General features: G+C 44.9%; 20 protein-coding genes and 2 tRNA genes. 7 read left to right on the forward strand and 15 right to left on the reverse strand.

What is annotated here, in order from left to right; genetic code table 11:
* Nucleotides 1–48: 48 nt before the first annotated feature.
* The 10 genes from AC2204_RS08595 to AC2204_RS08640 all read right to left on the reverse strand — a co-directional run bounded on the left by AC2204_RS08595 (nucleotide 49) and on the right by AC2204_RS08640 (nucleotide 8755).
* The gene (locus AC2204_RS08595; protein WP_318925252.1) at nucleotides 49–1119 is read right to left on the reverse strand and encodes a flagellar basal body P-ring protein FlgI; all 1071 of its coding nucleotides are present in this window, start codon (nucleotides 1117–1119) and stop codon (nucleotides 49–51) included.
* A 90-nt stretch (nucleotides 1120–1209) separates the two neighbouring features.
* Entirely contained in the window at nucleotides 1210–1980 is a 771-nt protein-coding gene (gene flgH / locus AC2204_RS08600; RefSeq protein WP_318925108.1) for a flagellar basal body L-ring protein FlgH, read from the reverse strand.
* 17 nt (nucleotides 1981–1997) lie between these two features.
* Complete coding sequence (gene flgG / locus AC2204_RS08605; protein WP_318925109.1) at nucleotides 1998–2786, reverse strand: flagellar basal-body rod protein FlgG; 789 nt, start codon at nucleotides 2784–2786, stop codon at nucleotides 1998–2000.
* A gap of 20 nt (nucleotides 2787–2806) precedes the next feature.
* Nucleotides 2807–3556, reverse strand: coding sequence for a flagellar basal-body rod protein FlgF (flgF, locus tag AC2204_RS08610; RefSeq protein WP_318925110.1), 750 nt, complete (start codon nucleotides 3554–3556; stop codon nucleotides 2807–2809).
* Nucleotides 3557–3802: 246 nt separating this feature from the next.
* On the reverse strand, nucleotides 3803–5182 hold the full coding sequence (gene flgE, locus AC2204_RS08615) for a flagellar hook protein FlgE (RefSeq protein ID WP_318925111.1): 1380 nt from the start codon (nucleotides 5180–5182) through the stop codon (nucleotides 3803–3805).
* Nucleotides 5183–5205: 23 nt separating this feature from the next.
* Entirely contained in the window at nucleotides 5206–5922 is a 717-nt protein-coding gene (flgD, locus tag AC2204_RS08620) for a flagellar hook assembly protein FlgD (RefSeq protein WP_318925112.1), read from the reverse strand.
* 19 nt (nucleotides 5923–5941) lie between these two features.
* Nucleotides 5942–6358, reverse strand: coding sequence for a flagellar basal body rod protein FlgC (flgC, locus tag AC2204_RS08625; RefSeq protein ID WP_318925113.1), 417 nt, complete (start codon nucleotides 6356–6358; stop codon nucleotides 5942–5944).
* 3 nt (nucleotides 6359–6361) lie between these two features.
* The gene (gene flgB / locus AC2204_RS08630; protein WP_318925114.1) at nucleotides 6362–6757 is read right to left on the reverse strand and encodes a flagellar basal body rod protein FlgB; all 396 of its coding nucleotides are present in this window, start codon (nucleotides 6755–6757) and stop codon (nucleotides 6362–6364) included.
* A gap of 226 nt (nucleotides 6758–6983) precedes the next feature.
* The gene (locus AC2204_RS08635; RefSeq protein WP_318925115.1) at nucleotides 6984–7814 is read right to left on the reverse strand and encodes a protein-glutamate O-methyltransferase; all 831 of its coding nucleotides are present in this window, start codon (nucleotides 7812–7814) and stop codon (nucleotides 6984–6986) included.
* Between the two features lie 23 nt (nucleotides 7815–7837).
* On the reverse strand, nucleotides 7838–8755 hold the full coding sequence (locus AC2204_RS08640; RefSeq protein ID WP_318925116.1) for a chemotaxis protein CheV: 918 nt from the start codon (nucleotides 8753–8755) through the stop codon (nucleotides 7838–7840).
* 129 nt (nucleotides 8756–8884) lie between these two features.
* Between AC2204_RS08640 and flgA the strand changes: the two genes are divergently transcribed.
* From flgA to AC2204_RS08655, 3 genes are all read left to right on the forward strand, one after another.
* Nucleotides 8885–9592 carry a flagellar basal body P-ring formation chaperone FlgA gene (flgA, locus tag AC2204_RS08645; RefSeq protein ID WP_318925117.1) on the forward strand — a complete coding sequence of 236 codons (708 nt, stop codon included), beginning with the start codon at nucleotides 8885–8887 and terminating at the stop codon, nucleotides 9590–9592.
* 74 nt (nucleotides 9593–9666) lie between these two features.
* A complete protein-coding gene (flgM, locus tag AC2204_RS08650; protein ID WP_318925118.1) occupies nucleotides 9667–9987 on the forward strand; it encodes a flagellar biosynthesis anti-sigma factor FlgM in 321 nt (106 codons plus the stop codon).
* A 56-nt stretch (nucleotides 9988–10043) separates the two neighbouring features.
* Nucleotides 10044–10472 carry a flagella synthesis protein FlgN gene (locus AC2204_RS08655; RefSeq protein WP_318925119.1) on the forward strand — a complete coding sequence of 143 codons (429 nt, stop codon included), beginning with the start codon at nucleotides 10044–10046 and terminating at the stop codon, nucleotides 10470–10472.
* Nucleotides 10473–10593: 121 nt separating this feature from the next.
* Here the strand turns inward: AC2204_RS08655 and AC2204_RS08660 are convergent, their stop codons facing one another.
* Nucleotides 10594–11019: an LPP20 family lipoprotein gene (locus AC2204_RS08660; RefSeq protein ID WP_318925120.1), complete on the reverse strand. Its 426-nt coding sequence runs from the start codon at nucleotides 11017–11019 to the stop codon at nucleotides 10594–10596.
* Between the two features lie 8 nt (nucleotides 11020–11027).
* Entirely contained in the window at nucleotides 11028–11663 is a 636-nt protein-coding gene (locus AC2204_RS08665; RefSeq protein WP_318925121.1) for a FlgO family outer membrane protein, read from the reverse strand.
* A gap of 265 nt (nucleotides 11664–11928) precedes the next feature.
* Here AC2204_RS08665 and AC2204_RS08670 point away from each other — a divergent pair, with 265 nt between their 5' ends.
* Nucleotides 11929–13065, forward strand: coding sequence for a flagellar assembly protein FlgT (locus AC2204_RS08670; protein ID WP_318925122.1), 1137 nt, complete (start codon nucleotides 11929–11931; stop codon nucleotides 13063–13065).
* 62 nt (nucleotides 13066–13127) lie between these two features.
* Nucleotides 13128–13204: transfer RNA gene (locus tag AC2204_RS08675), tRNA-Arg, on the forward strand.
* 229 nt (nucleotides 13205–13433) lie between these two features.
* Here AC2204_RS08675 and AC2204_RS08680 read toward each other — a convergent pair.
* Nucleotides 13434–13509, reverse strand: a tRNA-Ala gene (locus tag AC2204_RS08680).
* Nucleotides 13510–13829: 320 nt separating this feature from the next.
* Between AC2204_RS08680 and AC2204_RS08685 the strand changes: the two genes are divergently transcribed.
* Entirely contained in the window at nucleotides 13830–14012 is a 183-nt protein-coding gene (locus AC2204_RS08685; RefSeq protein WP_318925123.1) for a hypothetical protein, read from the forward strand.
* Nucleotides 14013–14068: 56 nt separating this feature from the next.
* Here AC2204_RS08685 and gltX read toward each other — a convergent pair whose 3' ends face one another.
* Nucleotides 14069–15493 carry a glutamate--tRNA ligase gene (gene gltX, locus AC2204_RS08690; protein WP_318925124.1) on the reverse strand — a complete coding sequence of 475 codons (1425 nt, stop codon included), beginning with the start codon at nucleotides 15491–15493 and terminating at the stop codon, nucleotides 14069–14071.
* A 536-nt stretch (nucleotides 15494–16029) separates the two neighbouring features.
* On the opposite strand from gltX, the gene AC2204_RS08695 reads away from it, so the two are divergent.
* Nucleotides 16030–16665: a DUF2057 domain-containing protein gene (locus tag AC2204_RS08695; RefSeq protein ID WP_318925125.1), complete on the forward strand. Its 636-nt coding sequence runs from the start codon at nucleotides 16030–16032 to the stop codon at nucleotides 16663–16665.
* 229 nt (nucleotides 16666–16894) lie between these two features.
* Here AC2204_RS08695 and AC2204_RS08700 read toward each other — a convergent pair whose 3' ends face one another.
* Nucleotides 16895–17968, reverse strand: a complete 1074-nt coding sequence (locus AC2204_RS08700; protein ID WP_318925126.1) for a porin — start codon at nucleotides 17966–17968, stop codon at nucleotides 16895–16897.
* Nucleotides 17969–18135 lie beyond the last annotated feature (167 nt).

The raw sequence follows: 18135 nt of genomic DNA on the forward strand, positions 1-18135 counted from the left end.
TGATGTAATTTCAGTCCTGAGTATTAGGTTCTGTGGTCGGGCATGCCCTTAAATAATAATGAGTTGGCCTTCAATGGCTCCCGCCTGCTTTAATGCCTGCAAGATAGCCATTAAGTCTGAAGGGGCTGCTCCAACCTGATTCACAGCGCGCACCAGCTCGTCTAAAGTGACGCCCGGTTCAAACTTAAACATACGAGAATCTTCTTCTGTCACTTCAATATCGGAGTTAGGCACGACAACCGTTTCCCCGCCGGAAAAAGCATTGGGCTGACTAACCTGGTAGTTTTCCTTAATTGAAACGGTCATACCACCATGAGTAATCGCAGCCGGATTCAGCTTCACGTGCTGGCCTACCACAATGGTTCCGGTACGTGAATTTACTATAATTTTGGCCGCGCCGTCAGCAGGGTTGAACTCAATATTTTCAATCGTTGATAAGAATGCAACACGCTGGCTGACATCGCGAGGGGCACGAACGCGTACCGATGTGGCATCCACTGCGGCCGCCATTTGCGGGCCTAAAAACTGATTGATTGCATCAGACATGCGCTGCGCGGTTGTAAAATCCGAGTCGAACAGGTTAAAGGTAAGAAAGTCACCACGACCAAATGGGTTAGGCACTTCCTGTTCAACAATCGCACCATTCGAAATTCGTCCTACCGTCGGTATATTACCCACCACTTTCGAACCATCGGCTCCCGTTGCACTGAAGCCGCCAACCACCAAACTGCCCTGTGCCACTGCATACACTTTGCCATCCAGACCTTTTAGGAAGGTTTGCAGCAAGGTACCGCCACGCAAGCTCTTGGCGGAACCGAGTGATGACACCGTTATATCAATAGACTGGCCTTGCTTGGTAAAAGGCGGCAGTGAGGCGTTGACGGCAACCGCAGCAACATTTTTGGTCTTTGGCTTAGTACCGGCAGGTAACTGAATACCAAAATTTTGCAGCATCGCGTTAAAGCTCTGATCGGTAAAGGGGGTCGTTTCGCCTGTTCCCGGCAGACCGACAACCAGCCCATACCCCACCAATTGGTTACTACGTACCCCGGCGACTTCTGACACATCTTTAATGCGTGCAGCTTGCAGTGGCAATGCCAGCATCAGTGTCAGACTCATGCAAAAAGTACGTAATTTCACTTTGGCGCTCCGCAATTCACTATCGAATAATTTAAAATTTAAATAACCTTGCAGCGAGTGGAATTGCTGCTAGAGGCTGACGTTAAAAAAGCGCGCCAGCCATCCCTGTTCTTGGGTATCTTGCCTGTCACCGGTGCCTGAATACTGAATACGGGCATTTGAAATACGGGTTGAGGCAATGGTATTTTCCTGGCTGATATCATCCGGACGGATCGTACCACTGACTCGGATATATTCATCACCCGTATTAAGGGTTAGCCATTTCTCGCCTCGAACCATCAGGTTGCCATTCGCCAGTACGTCAATCACTTCTACCGAAATAGAGCCCTTGATACTGTTGCTTTGATCGGCAGAGGTACTGCCGGCAAACTTATTGGCGTTCGCCACTTCATAAGAGAGGTCGCGATCGCCAATTGTCAATGGCTTGCCACCTAAAACCAGAGGATCCATCGATAAATCCGTTGATTTATCAAGATCGGTACTGGCACTTTTTTTCGCCTGGGTTTTCTCTTCTAACAATACCGTGACGATATCACCAATACCGCGCGGCTTAGTGTCATCATACAGATCTTGTGCCTGTGCCAGGCTAAACAATGAACCCGTTGCCGTTGCATAGTGCTCGGGCTTAGGTTGCGGTCGAACCGTGTTCCAGGCCGGGTCGCCTGCCTGCGGATCCTCCCGACGCCGGAGCATATCAATTAAATCCGAACCTTGACCAGCCGAACCCTCGACGGCATCAACCGATGTTGTTGCTTGGGCAACATCGGACGCTTCCGGAACCTGCGGCATAATTTCACAACCGGAAAGCATGACCACCAGACATACCATTAACTTTTTCATGTTAATTTAGCTCCCCGTTACAACTGCTGGTTCACGTAGCTCAGCATCTGATCAACGGTAGAAATCACTTTCGAGTTCATTTCATAGACCCGCTGCGCTTCAATCATGTTAACCAGCTCTTCGGTTACATTCACGTTTGACGTTTCCAGCATCGACTGGCGGATAGCCCCCATTCCATCAAGACCCGGAACACCTTCCTGGGCATCACCGCTCGCCCCTGTCGGCAAAAACAGGTTCTGGCCAATAGGTTCAAGGCCACCTGGATTGATGAAATCAACCGTCGTGATTTGTCCTAATACCTGATTTTCCTGCTGGCCACGAATTCGCGCTGATACTTCACCATCATTACCAACAGTAACGCCCACCGCATCCTCTGGTACAACAATTTCAGGTTGCAGCACATAGCCGGATCCTGTGGTTACCATCTGACCTTCGCCATTGATGGTAAACTGACCATTACGGGTATAACCCATGTTGCCGTCTGGCAAGAGGATCTGAAAGAAGCCATCCCCTTCAATCATCATGTCCATGGCGTTATTGGTCGTTTGGGTATTCCCCTGGGTAAAGACCTTTTGTGTTGCCACCACTTTTGAACCCGCCCCCAGCATCAGGCCGGTAGGTAATTGGGTATCCTGCGATGATTGACCACCAGGCTGATTAATATTCTGGTAAAACAGATCTTCAAAAACCGCACGGCTTTTCTTGAAGCCCACGGTCGAGGCATTCGCCAGGTTATTTGAAATGGTCGAGATATTGGTTTGCTGGGCGTCAAGACCGGTTTTACTTACCCATAGAGCTGGATGCATATTCGTTTCCTTTTATCGGATTAGCCTAAACGCAGCAGGGAAGAAGACGCCTGGTCCATTTCTTCTGCGGTTTTCATTATCTTGACTTGCATTTCAAAATGACGCTGAAGATCGATCATACTGGTCATTTCCCCCACCGCATTAACATTGCTGCCTTCCAACGCCCCTTTCAGTAAGGTGACACCCGCATCAGCATCAAATACCTGATCCGGTGTTTTCGATTTGAACAGGCCATTGACGTCTTTATACAACTCACGATTATTCGGGCGTACTAACTTCAACCGATCGACGACTTCCATCGCTTCCGGTGGCGCACCCTGGGGTAATACCGAAATCGTACCGTCGTTACCGACTTCAATTTTGCTGATTGGGAGAGGGATAAAGATCGGGCCGCCATTTTCACCCAGCATCAGATTGCCGTTGCTGTTTTGCAGCATACCGGTTTGGTCTATTTTCAGGTGGCCTGCACGGGTATAGGCTTCCTGACCCGAGGCATCCAAAACCGCAAGCCAGCCATCACCTTCAACGGTAACATCAAGATCGCGCCCGGTTGTCATAACGGAGCCTTGCGAAAAATCTTGCCCGGGACGTTCTGTCATCGCAAAGACCCTAGATGGCAAACCTTCGCCGTATGCCTGCATACTACGCGCTTGCTCCAGATCAGCTCGAAAGCCCGTTGTTCTCACATTGGCAAGGTTGTTGGCATGTAACTGCATACCATACATATCTTGCTTGGCACCACTCATGGCTAAATACAGCGCACGATCCATTATGACTCTCCCATCTCAACTCTACAAAACAAAGCAATAAGTATGCCAATGATAATAATTGAATATTAATCAATATCTTGATGAGTTACAGGCGTGATGAATAAATCAGAAAGGGCAATTTTATGACGGATAGGAACAAACTTTGCCGCCTGATGGTCAGGCGGCAAACTGTTTTATGGTGCCAAGGCCGGTTTATCTTTCAACAGAATTGCTGCAATGTTGAAAAATAAACCGGTCCTCTGATTGTTATCGGATTTGCAGGATAGTCTGTTGTAGCTGGTTATCCACTTCCAAGGCACGGGAGTTGGCCTGGAAGTTACGCTGAGCGGTAATAAGATCAACCAGCTCCTGGGTCATATCAATATTAGACTGTTCCAGTGTGCCACTTTTCACGGCACCAAATGCGCCCTGACTGGCTTCTCCCCAGATAGCAGCGCCAGAGTCCTGGCTTGTTACCCACTGCGTGCCGCCTTTAGATACCAGCCCCTGCTCGTTAGGTACGCGTACCATACCCACTCGACCCAATGTCACGTTTTCACCATTACTGTAGGTAGCAACAATAGAGCCTTTAGAATCGATATCCACCTTCGCCAGATACCCGGTGGTAGCGCCATCTTCGCTGAAACGACGCATTTCAAACGGGGCGGCATACTGGGTTGGCTCATCAAAATTGATATTTAAGGTCTGGGTATCGTCGGCACCATTTAGCTCAAGTCCCGCCCCGCCGTCACCTTTCCCCAGACTCTGGGTCACGATTTTCTGGCCATTATTCACCGACTTGACAGACCCGTCGGTATTAAATTCAATATAGGTACCAATATGGCCACTGCTATCAGGTGCATTTGCAGCACCAGTTGCGACTTCACCATCACCTTCCGGTGCGGTATTAACACTCACTTGTTTCTCACCGGTGGCATCCGTTACGGTATAGAAAGCCGCCCAGCGGTTTGCAACACTATTCGCTGCGTCATCTGCCGCCGCAGAGCCAGCATCTTTAACGTAATAGGTCGTCATTTTATATGGCTGACCGAGTGAATCATACATGGTCACAGATGTTGATTTGTTATAGGTATCTGAATCATTAAAATCAAATTTCTGTGCATCTTTTGCTTCAGCCGCGGCAGGTAAATTAACCCCGATATCAATGTTTTTAGAAGCTCGTGGCTGACCAAACTGATCCGGTACCTTCAGCGCCTGTGATTCGTAAGACATCACCTGATCCGTTTCCTGATCAACGCCGTAACCCAGCAGGTACTGACCTTCGGAGTTAACGATCTGGTTCTCTTTGTTAAGGTGAAAAGCACCATTACGTGTCAGGCTATTATTCTGAGGTTGTAGCTTATCATCAGCCACCGCAAAGAAACCGCTACCAGAGATACGGAGATCCATCGGGTTGTTCGTGTAGATACTCGACCCTTCATGGAATTGCTGTGCGACAACAGACGTCTGCACACCACCGCCTGTCGTGGTCTTGGCATTTGAAAAGATTGAGCTGGAGTACACATCACCAAATTCAGCACGTGACTCTTTAAATCCATAGGTATTAGAGTTAGCAATGTTATTACTTGTGGTGTTCAGATCTTTCTGTGACGCACCAATACCGCTCAATGAAATATTAAATCCCATGTTCTGAATCTCCTAATACCTGTTTAGACCTTGCCGACTTCTAACACTTCAGCAAGTTTAAATGGCGAGTCAAAGCCCGCGAGGTTAAGCATGACATTGCCGTCACCATTACCAAGCAACACACTGTTGACATTCGCATAGGTAGACACATCAAATTCTTGGTTTTTACCGTTAACTAAACCAGCCACTTTCAATTTATAGCGGCCTTCCGGCAACTGATTGCCATTTTCATCGGTACCATCCCACTCAAGACGATGTTCACCAGGAGGCTTGGCACCAAGATCAAACGATTTAATCAACTGGCCCTGTGCATTTTCAACGCGGACCAGCGTGTTATTAAGCGCTTGGGGTAACTTAACCATGCCGGTAATACCACCGTCAGCTTGTTTCACGCCGGTGGTGCTTGGGATCAATACATCACGCCCGACCAATGAAGACGCTTGCAGCGCCTGATTAGACGTCATGGCGGAGTTCAAGCTGCCAAACTGTTCATTCATCTTGGTGATACCGTCTACCGTGGCAAATGATGCCATCTGGGCAATCATCTGATCATTACCCACCGGTTTAAACGGATCTTGCTGGGCAAGCTGCTTGGTCAGCAACGACAGAAAGTCTTCTTGTTTAAGCTCGTTCTGACCCGTTACTTTTGACTGCGATTCTTGCAGCTTTTTCTCTTGCATCCCCTTGAGTTGATCAAGGTAGGACAAGTTGCTTTGACCTGTGCCTGTAATACCGGTCATAACAGTGGCTCCTTAACCCTTATTTACCCATCTTCAGTGTACTCATCAGCATCTGCTTACTTGCATCTGCAACCTGAACATTGCTCTGATAAGAACGAGACGCCGAAATCATGTTAGCCATTTCTTCCATCACATTGACGTTAGGTTTGTAAATATAACCTTCAGCATTCGCCATTGGATGTTGCGGATTATATTCCGCACGAAGTGGTTTCTGGCTTTCAACAATACCTTTGACCTGTACCGGTACACTTTCCTGGCGCTGAGCACCTGCATTTTGCAGGGCGGCGGCAAAGATCGGATGACGCGCTTTATAGGTTTCTTCCGCAGAGCTACTGACACTATTAGCGTTAGCAAGGTTACTTGAAGTGGTGTTCAGACGAATTGATTCTGCGCTCATGGCAGATCCTGTCACATTAAACACATTAAACAGGCTCATCGATTACTCCCCCCTCAGTGCCTTGCTCAGATTCTGAAATTTAGAACCTAAAAAATCCAGTGATGCCTGATATTCTAGCGAATTTTGCATAAACAGATTTTGCTCTAATTGTGCATCAACCGTATTACCGTCACCTGTATCAGGTTGGGTCGGAACACGGTACATCTGCTCACCCATAATTTTTGTAGAGGCAGAGATATGCCGCCCATCGGTTCGGCTCAGGCCAATGTTTGCCCCTGATGTTGCCGCTTTTAATGCACGCTCAAAGTTCATATCTTTGGCTTTATACCCCGGGGTATTAGCATTCGCTATGTTGCTCGCCAAGGTTTCAGCACGCTTACCGCGTACGCCAACCGTATGCTGGTGAACACCTAGCGCTTTATCAAAAGAAATGGACATACTCGCCTCCAAAGTAACTTGATATATGTAAAGCAATTACAGTGCCAAGTTTTACTTCAAGAAAGGGTGAACAGAGTTCGGGGAGAGGTAGAGAGTAGAGAGTAGAGAGTAGAGAGTAGAGAGTAGAGAGTAGAGAGTAGAGAGTAGAGAGTAGAGAGTAGAGAGTAGAGAGTTTCGAGACGCTAGTGGGCTCTTTCCAGAACCTAGCACCTCGAAACTCGAATTTTTACTTCAACTTGTAGATAATCCCTGGATTACAACGGATCATCTCAAACTTATCGGTTAGCCCCGTCAGCGATTCAGATGCCCCTAAGAACAAATACCCTCCTGGGTTTAAACTGGCGGCCATTTGGTTAAGCACCTTAGCCTTCATATCAGGAGAGAAATAAATCAATACGTTACGGCAGAAGATAACATCAAACTTACCGAGTAACGCATAGCTATCCTTTAAATTTTGCGGACGGAAGCTAACCATCCGTTTCACTTTGTCATTTACCCGCATACGGCCATCGCCATTATCTTCAAAGAAAATACGACGACGCTCTGGTGACAGACCGCGACTCAGGGCCAGGTTGTCATATGCTCCAGCACGACAGGTATCTAACATGGTTTGAGAAATATCCGTCGCAGTGATCTGCACCCCTGTCGGCAACATTCCCGGACGACGGTTCTGAAGTTCCAGTGTTGTCATCGCAATGGAATAGGCTTCCTGGCCTGAAGAGCTCGCCGATGACCAAATCTTAATCGGACGCTTGTTAGCGGCTAACTCCGGCAGAATTTTGTCGCCCAGGACAGCGTATGGGTAGGAATCCCTAAACCATAACGTTTCATTGGTTGTCATGGCATCAACAGCGGCGATACGCAACTCTCGATTTCGACCACTTATCACTACTTGCAGTAATTCAGATAGAGATGATAGCGAAAATCGGCTGACTAATGGACTCAGGCGGCTACGCACTAAGTACTGTTTACTATCGCCAAGTACAATACCGCATTGAGCTTCCAGAAAACGGCAGAAGTCTCGGTATTCTTGGTCCTTTATTGTTATAGCTGTCATCTACTACTCTTTGCTTTGTAAGATTATTCCGGCATCGCAGCTTTAACCGCAGCCCCCAGCTCATCTGGGTTAAATTTAGGAATAAATGCGTTTGCACCGACACGCTCAACCATTGCCTGGTTAAATACTCCACTCAAGGAAGTGTGCAGGATAACATGTAAATCTTTTAAGTTGGCATCATTACGTATTTCAGCCGTCAGTGTATAGCCGTCCATTTCCGGCATTTCTATATCTGAAATCACCAGCGCAAGCTGCTCATAGATACTGCCTTCCTTTGCCATCTCCCTCAGTTTATTGATCGCTTCTTTACCATCTTTCACTAAGACACATTCACAGCCAATCGCTTCAATCGCTCGCTGCACCTGCTTACGCGCCACACTGGAATCGTCGGCAACCAAGACTCGGCGGATCTCAGGCGAATCACTGATTAACTCTTCAAGCACCGTACCGGTAATGTCAGTATTGACTGGCGAAATCTCATCAAGGATTTTTTCAACATCGAGAATTTCAACCAGTTCATTGTCGATTTCGGTTACCGCCGTCAGGTAGTTTGCTTTACCTGTTCCTTTTGGTGGCGGCAAAATTGCCTCCCAGTTCATGTTGACAATCCGCTCAACAGAAGTGACTAAGAAGCCCTGAATAGAGCGGTTAAACTCAGAGATGATCACAAAACAGTTATCAAGATCATCGATCGGACGACCACCTGTCGCCAGGCTCATATCTATCACAGAGATCGTCTGGCCGCGAATATGCGCAATCCCTTTCACCAATGGGTGTAAATTTGGTATGGATGTTAATTTCGGGCACGGGAGTACCTCTTTCACCTTGAATACGTTTATTCCGTAGCGCTGACGTCTGTTAAGCTTGAATGTCAGAAGCTCCAAACGATTTTGACCAACGAGTTGGGTGCGCTGATTAACCGAATCAAGTATCCCCGTCATAAGGTGACTCCATGTTATGTATTTTTATATTTAGGAAAGTGAAGACGAGAAATCTTATCTGTAATCACATACTATGAGCATTAAGACTACCCATAGTAGCCCCATAGACTGTTAATAAAGAGTAAAGTCGTGAGCCAAAGAACACATTTAAAACTCTTCAAATTGATCTTCGGCCTGTTACCGATTTTCTTTAGCACTATTCTTTTCGCAGCACCGCAAACTGTACTTGAGACGGTACGCAGTGCTGCAGAAGATCATGTCTCACAAATCATTCCAATACCAGCTAATGGACAACTCAAAATTACCGCTTCGCCATTAGACTCCCGGCTAAGACTATCACAATGCTCAGCCTTACTGGAAAGCTCTATTCCCGGTAAACAGTCACTCTCTGGCAATATCACGGTATTAGTCCGTTGCTCGCCGGAAAACTGGCAAGTTTATGTTCCTGTTAATGTACAACTATTACTGCCACGAGTGGTTGCCGCCAAACCTCTGCCACGCGGCTCTTTACTCACCGCATCACATTTGAACGTTATGTTGGTAGAAAGCCGTTTTCAGCGAGGAATCGTCTTTGAGCATCCTTATCAAATTATTGGTTCAACCGTAAAACGTGCCGTTAACATGGGCGAAGCTGTGCAAGGTGGGGATATCTGTCTGGTTTGTCGAAACGACACCGTGATGATAAAAGCAAATGGCGGGGGCTTAAATATTGTGACTAAGGGTAACGCTTTAACGGATGGCTCGCTGGGTGAACAAGTCCGGGTACAAAATAGTCAGTCGAAACGTATCATTGATGGTATTATTACCGGAGTTGGTGAAGTAACCGTAAATTTTTAAAAAAAGACTAAAGTTATTATACCCGCCAGCCGATATCATGGTTGTCTCTAGTTTATTGTTCAAAGGCTAAATTTATGGCAAGTATTGATCAACTACGTTCCGGTCAACCAATGACAACGGCACGCAGTCATCAGAACAATGTGTCAAATTCATCATCAGCGCCATCAGGGGCTAAGCCACCTGTAGCACCGAGAGGGCAACATGACGCCGTGTCATTAAGTTCTCAAGGTAAAGCGGTTGGGCAAATTCACCAGCAACTTGCTGCTGAACCAAGCTTTGACAGTGCAAAAGTCTCAGCAATAAAAAAAGCTATCGCTAGCGGTGCTTATGTTGTTGATGCTGACAAGCTGGCATCTAACATGATGAAATTTGAAGATGAGCTGCGTGGGCTGTAAATCCGCCCATTGCTCTCTTTTTCATTCGTTTGCCGACTGCAACCAGTGAGAACCGAATGTCCCAGAGCATAGAGCAATTACTAGAACTTCAGAACGCGACGCTAATCTCGCTCTCACGCCTGCTTGAACAAGAGAAAGGTGCCATTGTTAACCGCCAGTCAGTCGAGATTGATCGTCTGGCGAAAGACAAACTCGCACTGATTAATCAGATCCAACAGCAAGATCACCTCATTGCCAGCCATACCCATCGCCAACAATTAGTTGATAATCCAGAACTTGTGCAAAAAGTCGAACAGATAAAAGTGATTGTGGCACGCTGTAAAGAATACAATGCCGTTAATGGTGAAGCGCTGCAGCGCGCACAGCTCAGTTTCCACAAACTCAATAACTTATTTCAGCAAAGCCGTGGCAAGCAGCAGATGACCTACAACAGTGAAGGGGTTGCACAGAATATCCGCTCTTTAGGGACGAATATAAAGGCCTAGCCTAGGTGCTAAGTACTAGATATTCGATACTACAAGAAGACATCACTTCTTAATCAAAATAATGCCTTTTCTTTTCCTAGCCCTCTTAGACTCGATTCTCGGTCTTTCTCTACTCTGTAACTTAAAACATCGTCTCTTGATTGGACGGCAAATGGAATACTTCGCCATGCTGCTTCAGCTTCTCCATTTTACGTAAATCTAATTGCATTTCAGTTACATAGCTATCCCCTACCGGATAACTGCTAATGACCTCTGCGCCTCGAATAATACCATCAACGGCACCATCCGTACTTTCAAGACCCAACTGTTGATCATCCATTTCCGCACGCGCACTAATTCGCATGCCATAGACCTGTTCAGTCAGTTCACGGTAGGCATCAATTTTAGACGCACGCATCGCACGCATACGCTTTTCTTCATGAGTACGGCCTCGCTGCTCACTGATCGTTGCATATCCAACAGCGGTTATTTTTTCATCACTGCGCATTTCGGTTAAAGGCTGACAACCCGCTAACAGTAGAAAAATCACCATCATCCAGCAACGCATAACAACTCCTAAGGCTTCAGAACTATAGTATTACGATCAAATTGTGTGGTTTCAGAACGGATAATAACACCATTTTGGATTCGCATTTTATTCAAAGAGTCGAGATCACGTCCAATACGATCTGCAGGCAAAAAACCCTGGGCAGAAGCAATCACGACACGAGAACGCATACCTATAATACGGGCATTGACCAGGACACCTGCGCCCTGACGCAACATGGTACCGGTTAAGACATAGTCAACAGGCTGCTGAGCGGCAAGCTCTTTCCAGTTCCGACTAATAGAAAAATCACCATCAGGGGTCACTTTTATCGCTCCGGTCGCTTTATAATCAACAACGGTGTATCCCCGTTGCTGCATCTGAAACATAAAGCTTTCCGTCACCGAATTACCCAGCCAGTTTGTTTCCGTCATTTCTTGCAGATCAACAAATGAAGTCACGGCCAGCGGCGTTTTGGCGGTCAGGTACTGGTTCGAATTGATCAGCTGTTCGGTTAACCCTTCAACAAAAAAGTCCATCGTATGGCGAGGGGTTTCCGTTAACATAAAAGCACTCCCCGTATACGGTTCTTTGCCATTGTAAATCGGAGAGTAGGTACATGATACCGTCAGTAGTGACAGCAGCAAGACTATCCATTTTTTCATTCTAACCAGCTCCGGATGAAAAAAGACTTGTAGCCTGTTATCGCCCATTGAAAGAAAAACTTTATCCATAATTTCACTATTACCATAGAAAATGTTTTTAGGAACACTCTTTGCATACGCTCTTGCGTACTCGCAGTGTTGTCATGTTCAACGATTCACTTAAAATAGCCAGGCAAGCATGAACACTAACTTGAGATAGGAAACGGCAAGTTTTATCTTCTGCTAATCGACATACAAGCAAATTCCATACCTAAGTTGAGAAAATATGAAAAGAAACATAATAAGATGCTTAAGTAGTCTGTGTTTAATTGCTTCATTCTGCGTGAATGCTGCTTGGCTTGAGGTCACCGGTCAAGCGGCTATGCTTGAAAGTGAGAGTACGGCCCGAAGCAACGCCCTTGAAGATGCCATCTATCAGGCCATGCTATATTCCGGCGCTGATATATCAAGTTTCTCTCATATCAAGCCATATCTAGTATCAGAGCGTGAAGAATATCAGTTCAGCGGCAATGAAGTTCGCCATGTCATGGTGTTAAAAACCCAGAAAAAAAGCGGCAATCTTTATGTGACCGCGCGCATTGATATCTACCCATCGGCAAATACTTGCCACAAAATCCAATACAAAAAAGGAGTACTGCTCGGCCAGTTCGACATTGTCTCGCCTCAACATGCCGCTATGGGTGGGATTTATCAGCTGGGTGATGACTTCACCGCGATGCTTCAACGTCAGATTGAAAGAAAATCGCAGAGCTTTGTTGTCTCTGGGATCACTCGAGTACCAATTCGACCTGAACAGCCTGACGCAATGACCATGCTGGCGGAAGACAATGATGCCCAGTACATTATCAATGGCCAAATAACCGATCTCACCTCAACATTAGATCAAAAGCTCATAAGAAGTGATCAGGTAAACCGACAGTTTGCCGCAACAGTACAAGTGATGGACGGCAAAACCGGTGAACAACTCTTTCAGAATAATTATCGGGAGGTTGCCGAATGGCCTTTTTCACGAGTCAGTCAGGTTGATACTAAAAGTGCACGATTCTGGCAATCCAGTTACGGCCAGGCGGTACAACGAATTAGCCGTAACGTAATGCTCGATTTGGAATCTTCCCTGTCTTGCCGTACCAGCTTACCGGAAGTTGTGAATGTTAATGGTAATACCGTACAAGTTAATGTGGGCCGTATTCATGGGGTAACCCGAGGAGATCAGTTACAACTCTGGCATAGCGCCGGCTTTATTGATCAAATGGGGATCCCGCGTAACCGTATGGTTCAGACAGACATCACCCTAACCGTCGAACGTGTCTACGAGAAGTCAACCGAGTTGTCAGTTAACCAGACCGATCTGGCCGGCAGCATTCAAGCTGGTGATTTACTGACCAGGCAAATACTCCGATAGCAGTAATTACTTAAAATCAGAGAGAATTTAGGTATAATGGCCTTCAAGCACTTAGCTTGAAGGCTCCCTTAGCTCAGCTGGATAGAGCGTCCCCCTCCTAAGGGGAAGGCCGCAAGTTCGAATCTTGCAGGGAGCGCCATTTCAACGTAGCTAATCTCCAATTATCTTAACTACCCTCTACCTGCTTTCCTTCATTTATTGATAATGCCATCCAGTGCCAACTTGCCATGCACAAAAATCATAAAATAAAAACCAGGCAGAAATCGAACATAATGAACTGACAGACATAAAAAAACCTCACCGAGGTGAGGTTTATCATTCTGGCAATTATCGCTTTCTCATAATTAAGACAAAACGATAAAAAAATTTGGTGGAGCTAAGCGGGATCGAACCGCTGACCTCTTGCATGCCATGCAAGCGCTCTCCCAGCTGAGCTATAGCCCCAAATAACAAACCAATATTAAAAACATAATGAATTCATGTCAATACCTTCAATATTCACATCCTCACATATTCCACAATTCTGCCAACTTGATCAAATTTGTGCTGTTTTTGAAATTTTGGAAATTTTATAAGGTCTCTTTTTAAGCATAAGGAAGCCACTGCTTATTAAGATTTGAAAAATATGATCCTGTTCTATGCTCTCAAATGAATGGGATGTAAACATTCATTTTTATGCGATAAATGTAGGATTTTGTAGGTTCAATTATAACACCTGCAAATAACAATGAATTGAAACTTCAACGGTACATGGGAGATTGCGTATGAAAAAGTTAACGATTTTTGTTACAGCAGCATTACTATCAATGAGTTTTAACTCAATGGCATTTACTCTTGCTGGCACTCCACTGGTTATAGACCAAGATGCTTTCAGATACTGCGCTGGTGCAACCAACTTCAATGTTTGTATAGAACGTTATGAGTTAATACATAAATCGAAGAAATAATTTAAGTCTTTATCTAGCGATAACAAGCGGAATGAACAATCATTCCGCTTATTCGTTTATGCGTTAGCTTCACGCTCGGCAATATAAGCCAAGGCCATGTTAATTCGAGCAATCACGCGCTCTTTACCCACCATCATCATCACCGCATCAACAGATGGTGATTGCCCCTGGCCAGTAACAGCAACACGCAGTGGCATACCCACCTTGCCCATGCCGACTTCAAGCTCTTCGCAGGTTTCAGCAATCACTTTATGCAAATTTTCAGTTGTCCACTCAGCTAATGTTTCTACTTTGGCCAGTGCCAATGCCAATGCATCTTTTGCGACAGGTCGCAGGTGTTTCTTCGCTGCCCCTGCTTCAAACTCGCTGAAGTCTTGGTAGAAATAGCGAGATTGCTCCGCCAGTTCAATCAGCGTATTACAACGCTCGCCAACCAGTTTAATGACATCCGTAATCGCAGGACCATTCGCGGTATCAATTCCTTTTTGATCTAAATGCCATTGCAGGTATTTAGCCACGTACTCAGGCTCTGCTGTTTTAATGTAGTGATTGTTCAACCACAGTAACTTGTCGGTATTAAATGCAGATGGAGACTTACTGATTGAACCGAGGCTAAACAGCTTAATCATCTCTTCCATTGAGAAGATTTCCTGATCACCGTGTGACCAGCCCAGGCGTACCAGGTAATTCAATAGCGCTTGCGGCAGATAACCTTCATCACGATACTGCATAACACTTACTGCACCATGACGCTTAGAGAGTTTAGTGCCGTCATCACCTAAGATCATTGCACAGTGTGCGAACTCAGGTACCGGTGCACCCAAGGCTTCATAAATGTTGATCTGGCGGGGGGTGTTGTTAATGTGGTCTTCACCACGCACAACTTGGGTAATACCCATATCCCAGTCATCGACAACGACACAGAAATTGTACGTCGGGCTACCGTCGGTACGACGAATGATCAGATCATCGAGTTCACTGTTAGCAATTTCGATATGACCACGAACTTTGTCATCAAAAACCACCGTCCCTTCTTTCGGGTTACGGAAGCGAATAACAAAAGGAGAATCTTCCGTTGCGGCAGCATTGGCGGCAACAACCTTCGGGTGACTTGCATCGTAACGCGGCTTAAGGCCGGCTGCCATTTGTTCTTCACGAAGTTCTTCAAGCAGCAGTTTCGGGCAGTAACACTTATAAGCTTTATCTTCAGCCAGTAGCTGATCGATTAGCTGGTTATAACGATCAAAACGTTTAGTCTGATAGTAAGGACCTTCATCCCAATCCAGCCCCAGCCACTCCATACCTTCAAGAATGGCATCGATCGCTTCTTGTGTAGAGCGCTCAAGATCAGTATCTTCGATTCGAAGAACAAATTCGCCATCCATATGCTTAGCAAATAACCAAGAATAAAGTGCGGTACGGGCACCACCGACATGGAGAAAGCCTGTTGGACTTGGAGCGAAGCGAGTTTTAACCGTCATGAAAGAACCTTAAGTAAAAATGATGAGCCAAATAGTAGTGCAACCGCACCACCTTCATCGATATTGACGCATTTTACCACCAGCCCAGCAATCCACAATACAGTTATATGGCCAAACTACCTCAAAATGCGAGATTCATAGCGACTTCCGCTAACTCAATTCAAGCGATATGTGTGGGAATACCATTCACTTTAAACACATTTGTGAAGAGAAGGCTGAGTATACAGTGGGCTGTGTCACTAAAAAGTATGCGTCTTATTATATTTCAGCAATCAGAGTATCAGCTGAAATCCAAGAATTTAAAATGTTTAATATTTTCCATATCACTACCATCACAAAGAAGAACAAAATAACACCCTCTAAATTTCACGTCACGATGCTTAATAAAGTTAACTGACGACTTTTACTAAAAAATCATGTGAGCCAACTCTATTATGTTTGATAATTAATTAAAAACCAATCACAAACGTTTATCCTTACGTTATCATCTCTAATTAAACACACACCGATGACTATTTAAAAAAAGGTCTATTTCAATGAAAATTAAAAATATTGTTACTTGTAGTATGATTAGTCTATTTTCATTACCAATTGTAGCTGACGTTACATTAGCACTTCCAAAAGAAGTGACTGTTTTATCGGTCAATGGAAAAGAAGGGAAAAGTGGATTGCTTGAGTTTATTAACTCTTCTCCTGATCACATTAATCTACCTAATGGTAGCAATCAGATCGTTTATGATGTCAGAAAAGTTTACAACAAAGGGTCGAGTCAAGGTGAGAAATATCAATCCCCACTTATGGTATTGAGTTTCAACAGTATTGACTCTGCTGTATTAATGAGATTACCACAATTAAATACATTAGAATCTGCCCGTAAATTTGATAGGAACTTAACTATCAGCTTAACAGATGAGTCCGGGGACTTCATTGATCACAGGAACACTCAACTACCTTTAGATGGATTATCGATTAATAAAAATTATAGTCAGCTATTAGCAAGCTATAATAAAACTCAGACTCCAAAAGTTAAAAACGTGGCTAATATTGATAATAAAAAAATAAATAGAGAAAAATCATCATCTGAAATAACCATACTTCAAGATATTTTCACAAAAATGGGTCAAGAAGAAAAGCGAGATTTTCTTACTTGGGCCATCAAAAATATCGATTAACTCAGTAATCAGCCATAAAAACCAGGTCATTTAATGACCTGATAACAATTCTTCAAGAAATACACTTTGGTTTTAAATGTTATTATCTGAACCATACTTTTTTCTATCGTTTTAATTCTTACTACTTGATTGTATATCATAAATATCCATTTCATCTAAACAATTACAAATAGAAAGGCTTCGGTAAAAACGAAGCCTTTTAAACACATTGACACTTAAATCCAAAAAATTAGAAGTACCATTCAGTACCAATACGTACCATGGTATCACCTTCGCCATCGTTACTATGCTCTGCAACGCGTAGGAAAGTGTATACAGAGTTAAAGCTATAGCCAAATTCTGCCGTTAGTGTTTCACGATCTAAATATGCATCTGTTTTAGAGTCAGTCTCACCCGTTTGATTTGCATAACCCAGACGGAAATTTGCACTACCCATATAGTAGTTAGCTTGAAGTGAGTAAGCTTCGATTTCACGTTTGTCGTATGCAAAGCCACCCTTGTCTTTCGCATCATATTCACCCGTTTTATACGCACCGGCAATCATTACGCTGTCCATTGGACGTAACTCGAAACCAGCAAAGAAAGAGTCCGTATCGCCGACTGAATTAGCTTTAGCGGGCTTAGCACTTCCATCTGGTAATAATGATACATCTGAACCAGAGTCAAAGATGGTATCAGTTGCTGTTTCAAATGCGGCGTGAAGGGTTAGCATCTCAACCGGGGTAATAGAAACTTTAGCCCCGTAGAATGTAGAATCATCGGTCTTAGAGCTACCATTACCTACCGACACACTAAAGTTAACCATATCTGCATAGTTAATTGAGTCAAAACGTACTTGCTGACTCTTACGATCAAATAAGAAACGCTCACCGCTACGCCATCCGCGGTCAAACGTTGTACCCATGTTAGATGCACTGTAAGGCCAGTCAACCAGTTCATACATTGGTGTTAGCATGCGACCAAAGCGTACCGAACCCCAGTCATCACCACGCATACCGACGTAGGTATCACGGTTACCTAACTTGGCACCATCATCTAAAACCCAACCGGATTCAATCTGGACAAAAGCTTCTACACTGTCTGTCATCGCCTGTGAAGCACGAAAGCCAACACGGCTCTCGTTCTCTAATTCAAAAGTACCACCTTTCGCACCGTAATCTACCGCCGAAATAGAAACGATACCATAAACCTCAACCTTAGAATCATTCGACTCACCGATGGTATATGCATTGGCAGAAACTGAAGCCATCGCAGCTGATGCGATTGCCGCACCCAGCAATGTACGCTTGAATGTCTTATTCATGGAAAACTCCTAATAATCGAATAAATAGCTGTTTTATGTGGACTAACCTCAGTTGGCCGCCGAAGATCAGCACACATAATTATGTTTAAGTGTTTTGAACAAGGGCAAGACTACAAGCTTTTTTCGATACGTGAAGATAGTGAAAAACAAACTATGACGACCTTCAA

The sequence above is a fragment of the Photobacterium sp. genome (assembly GCF_057456235.1).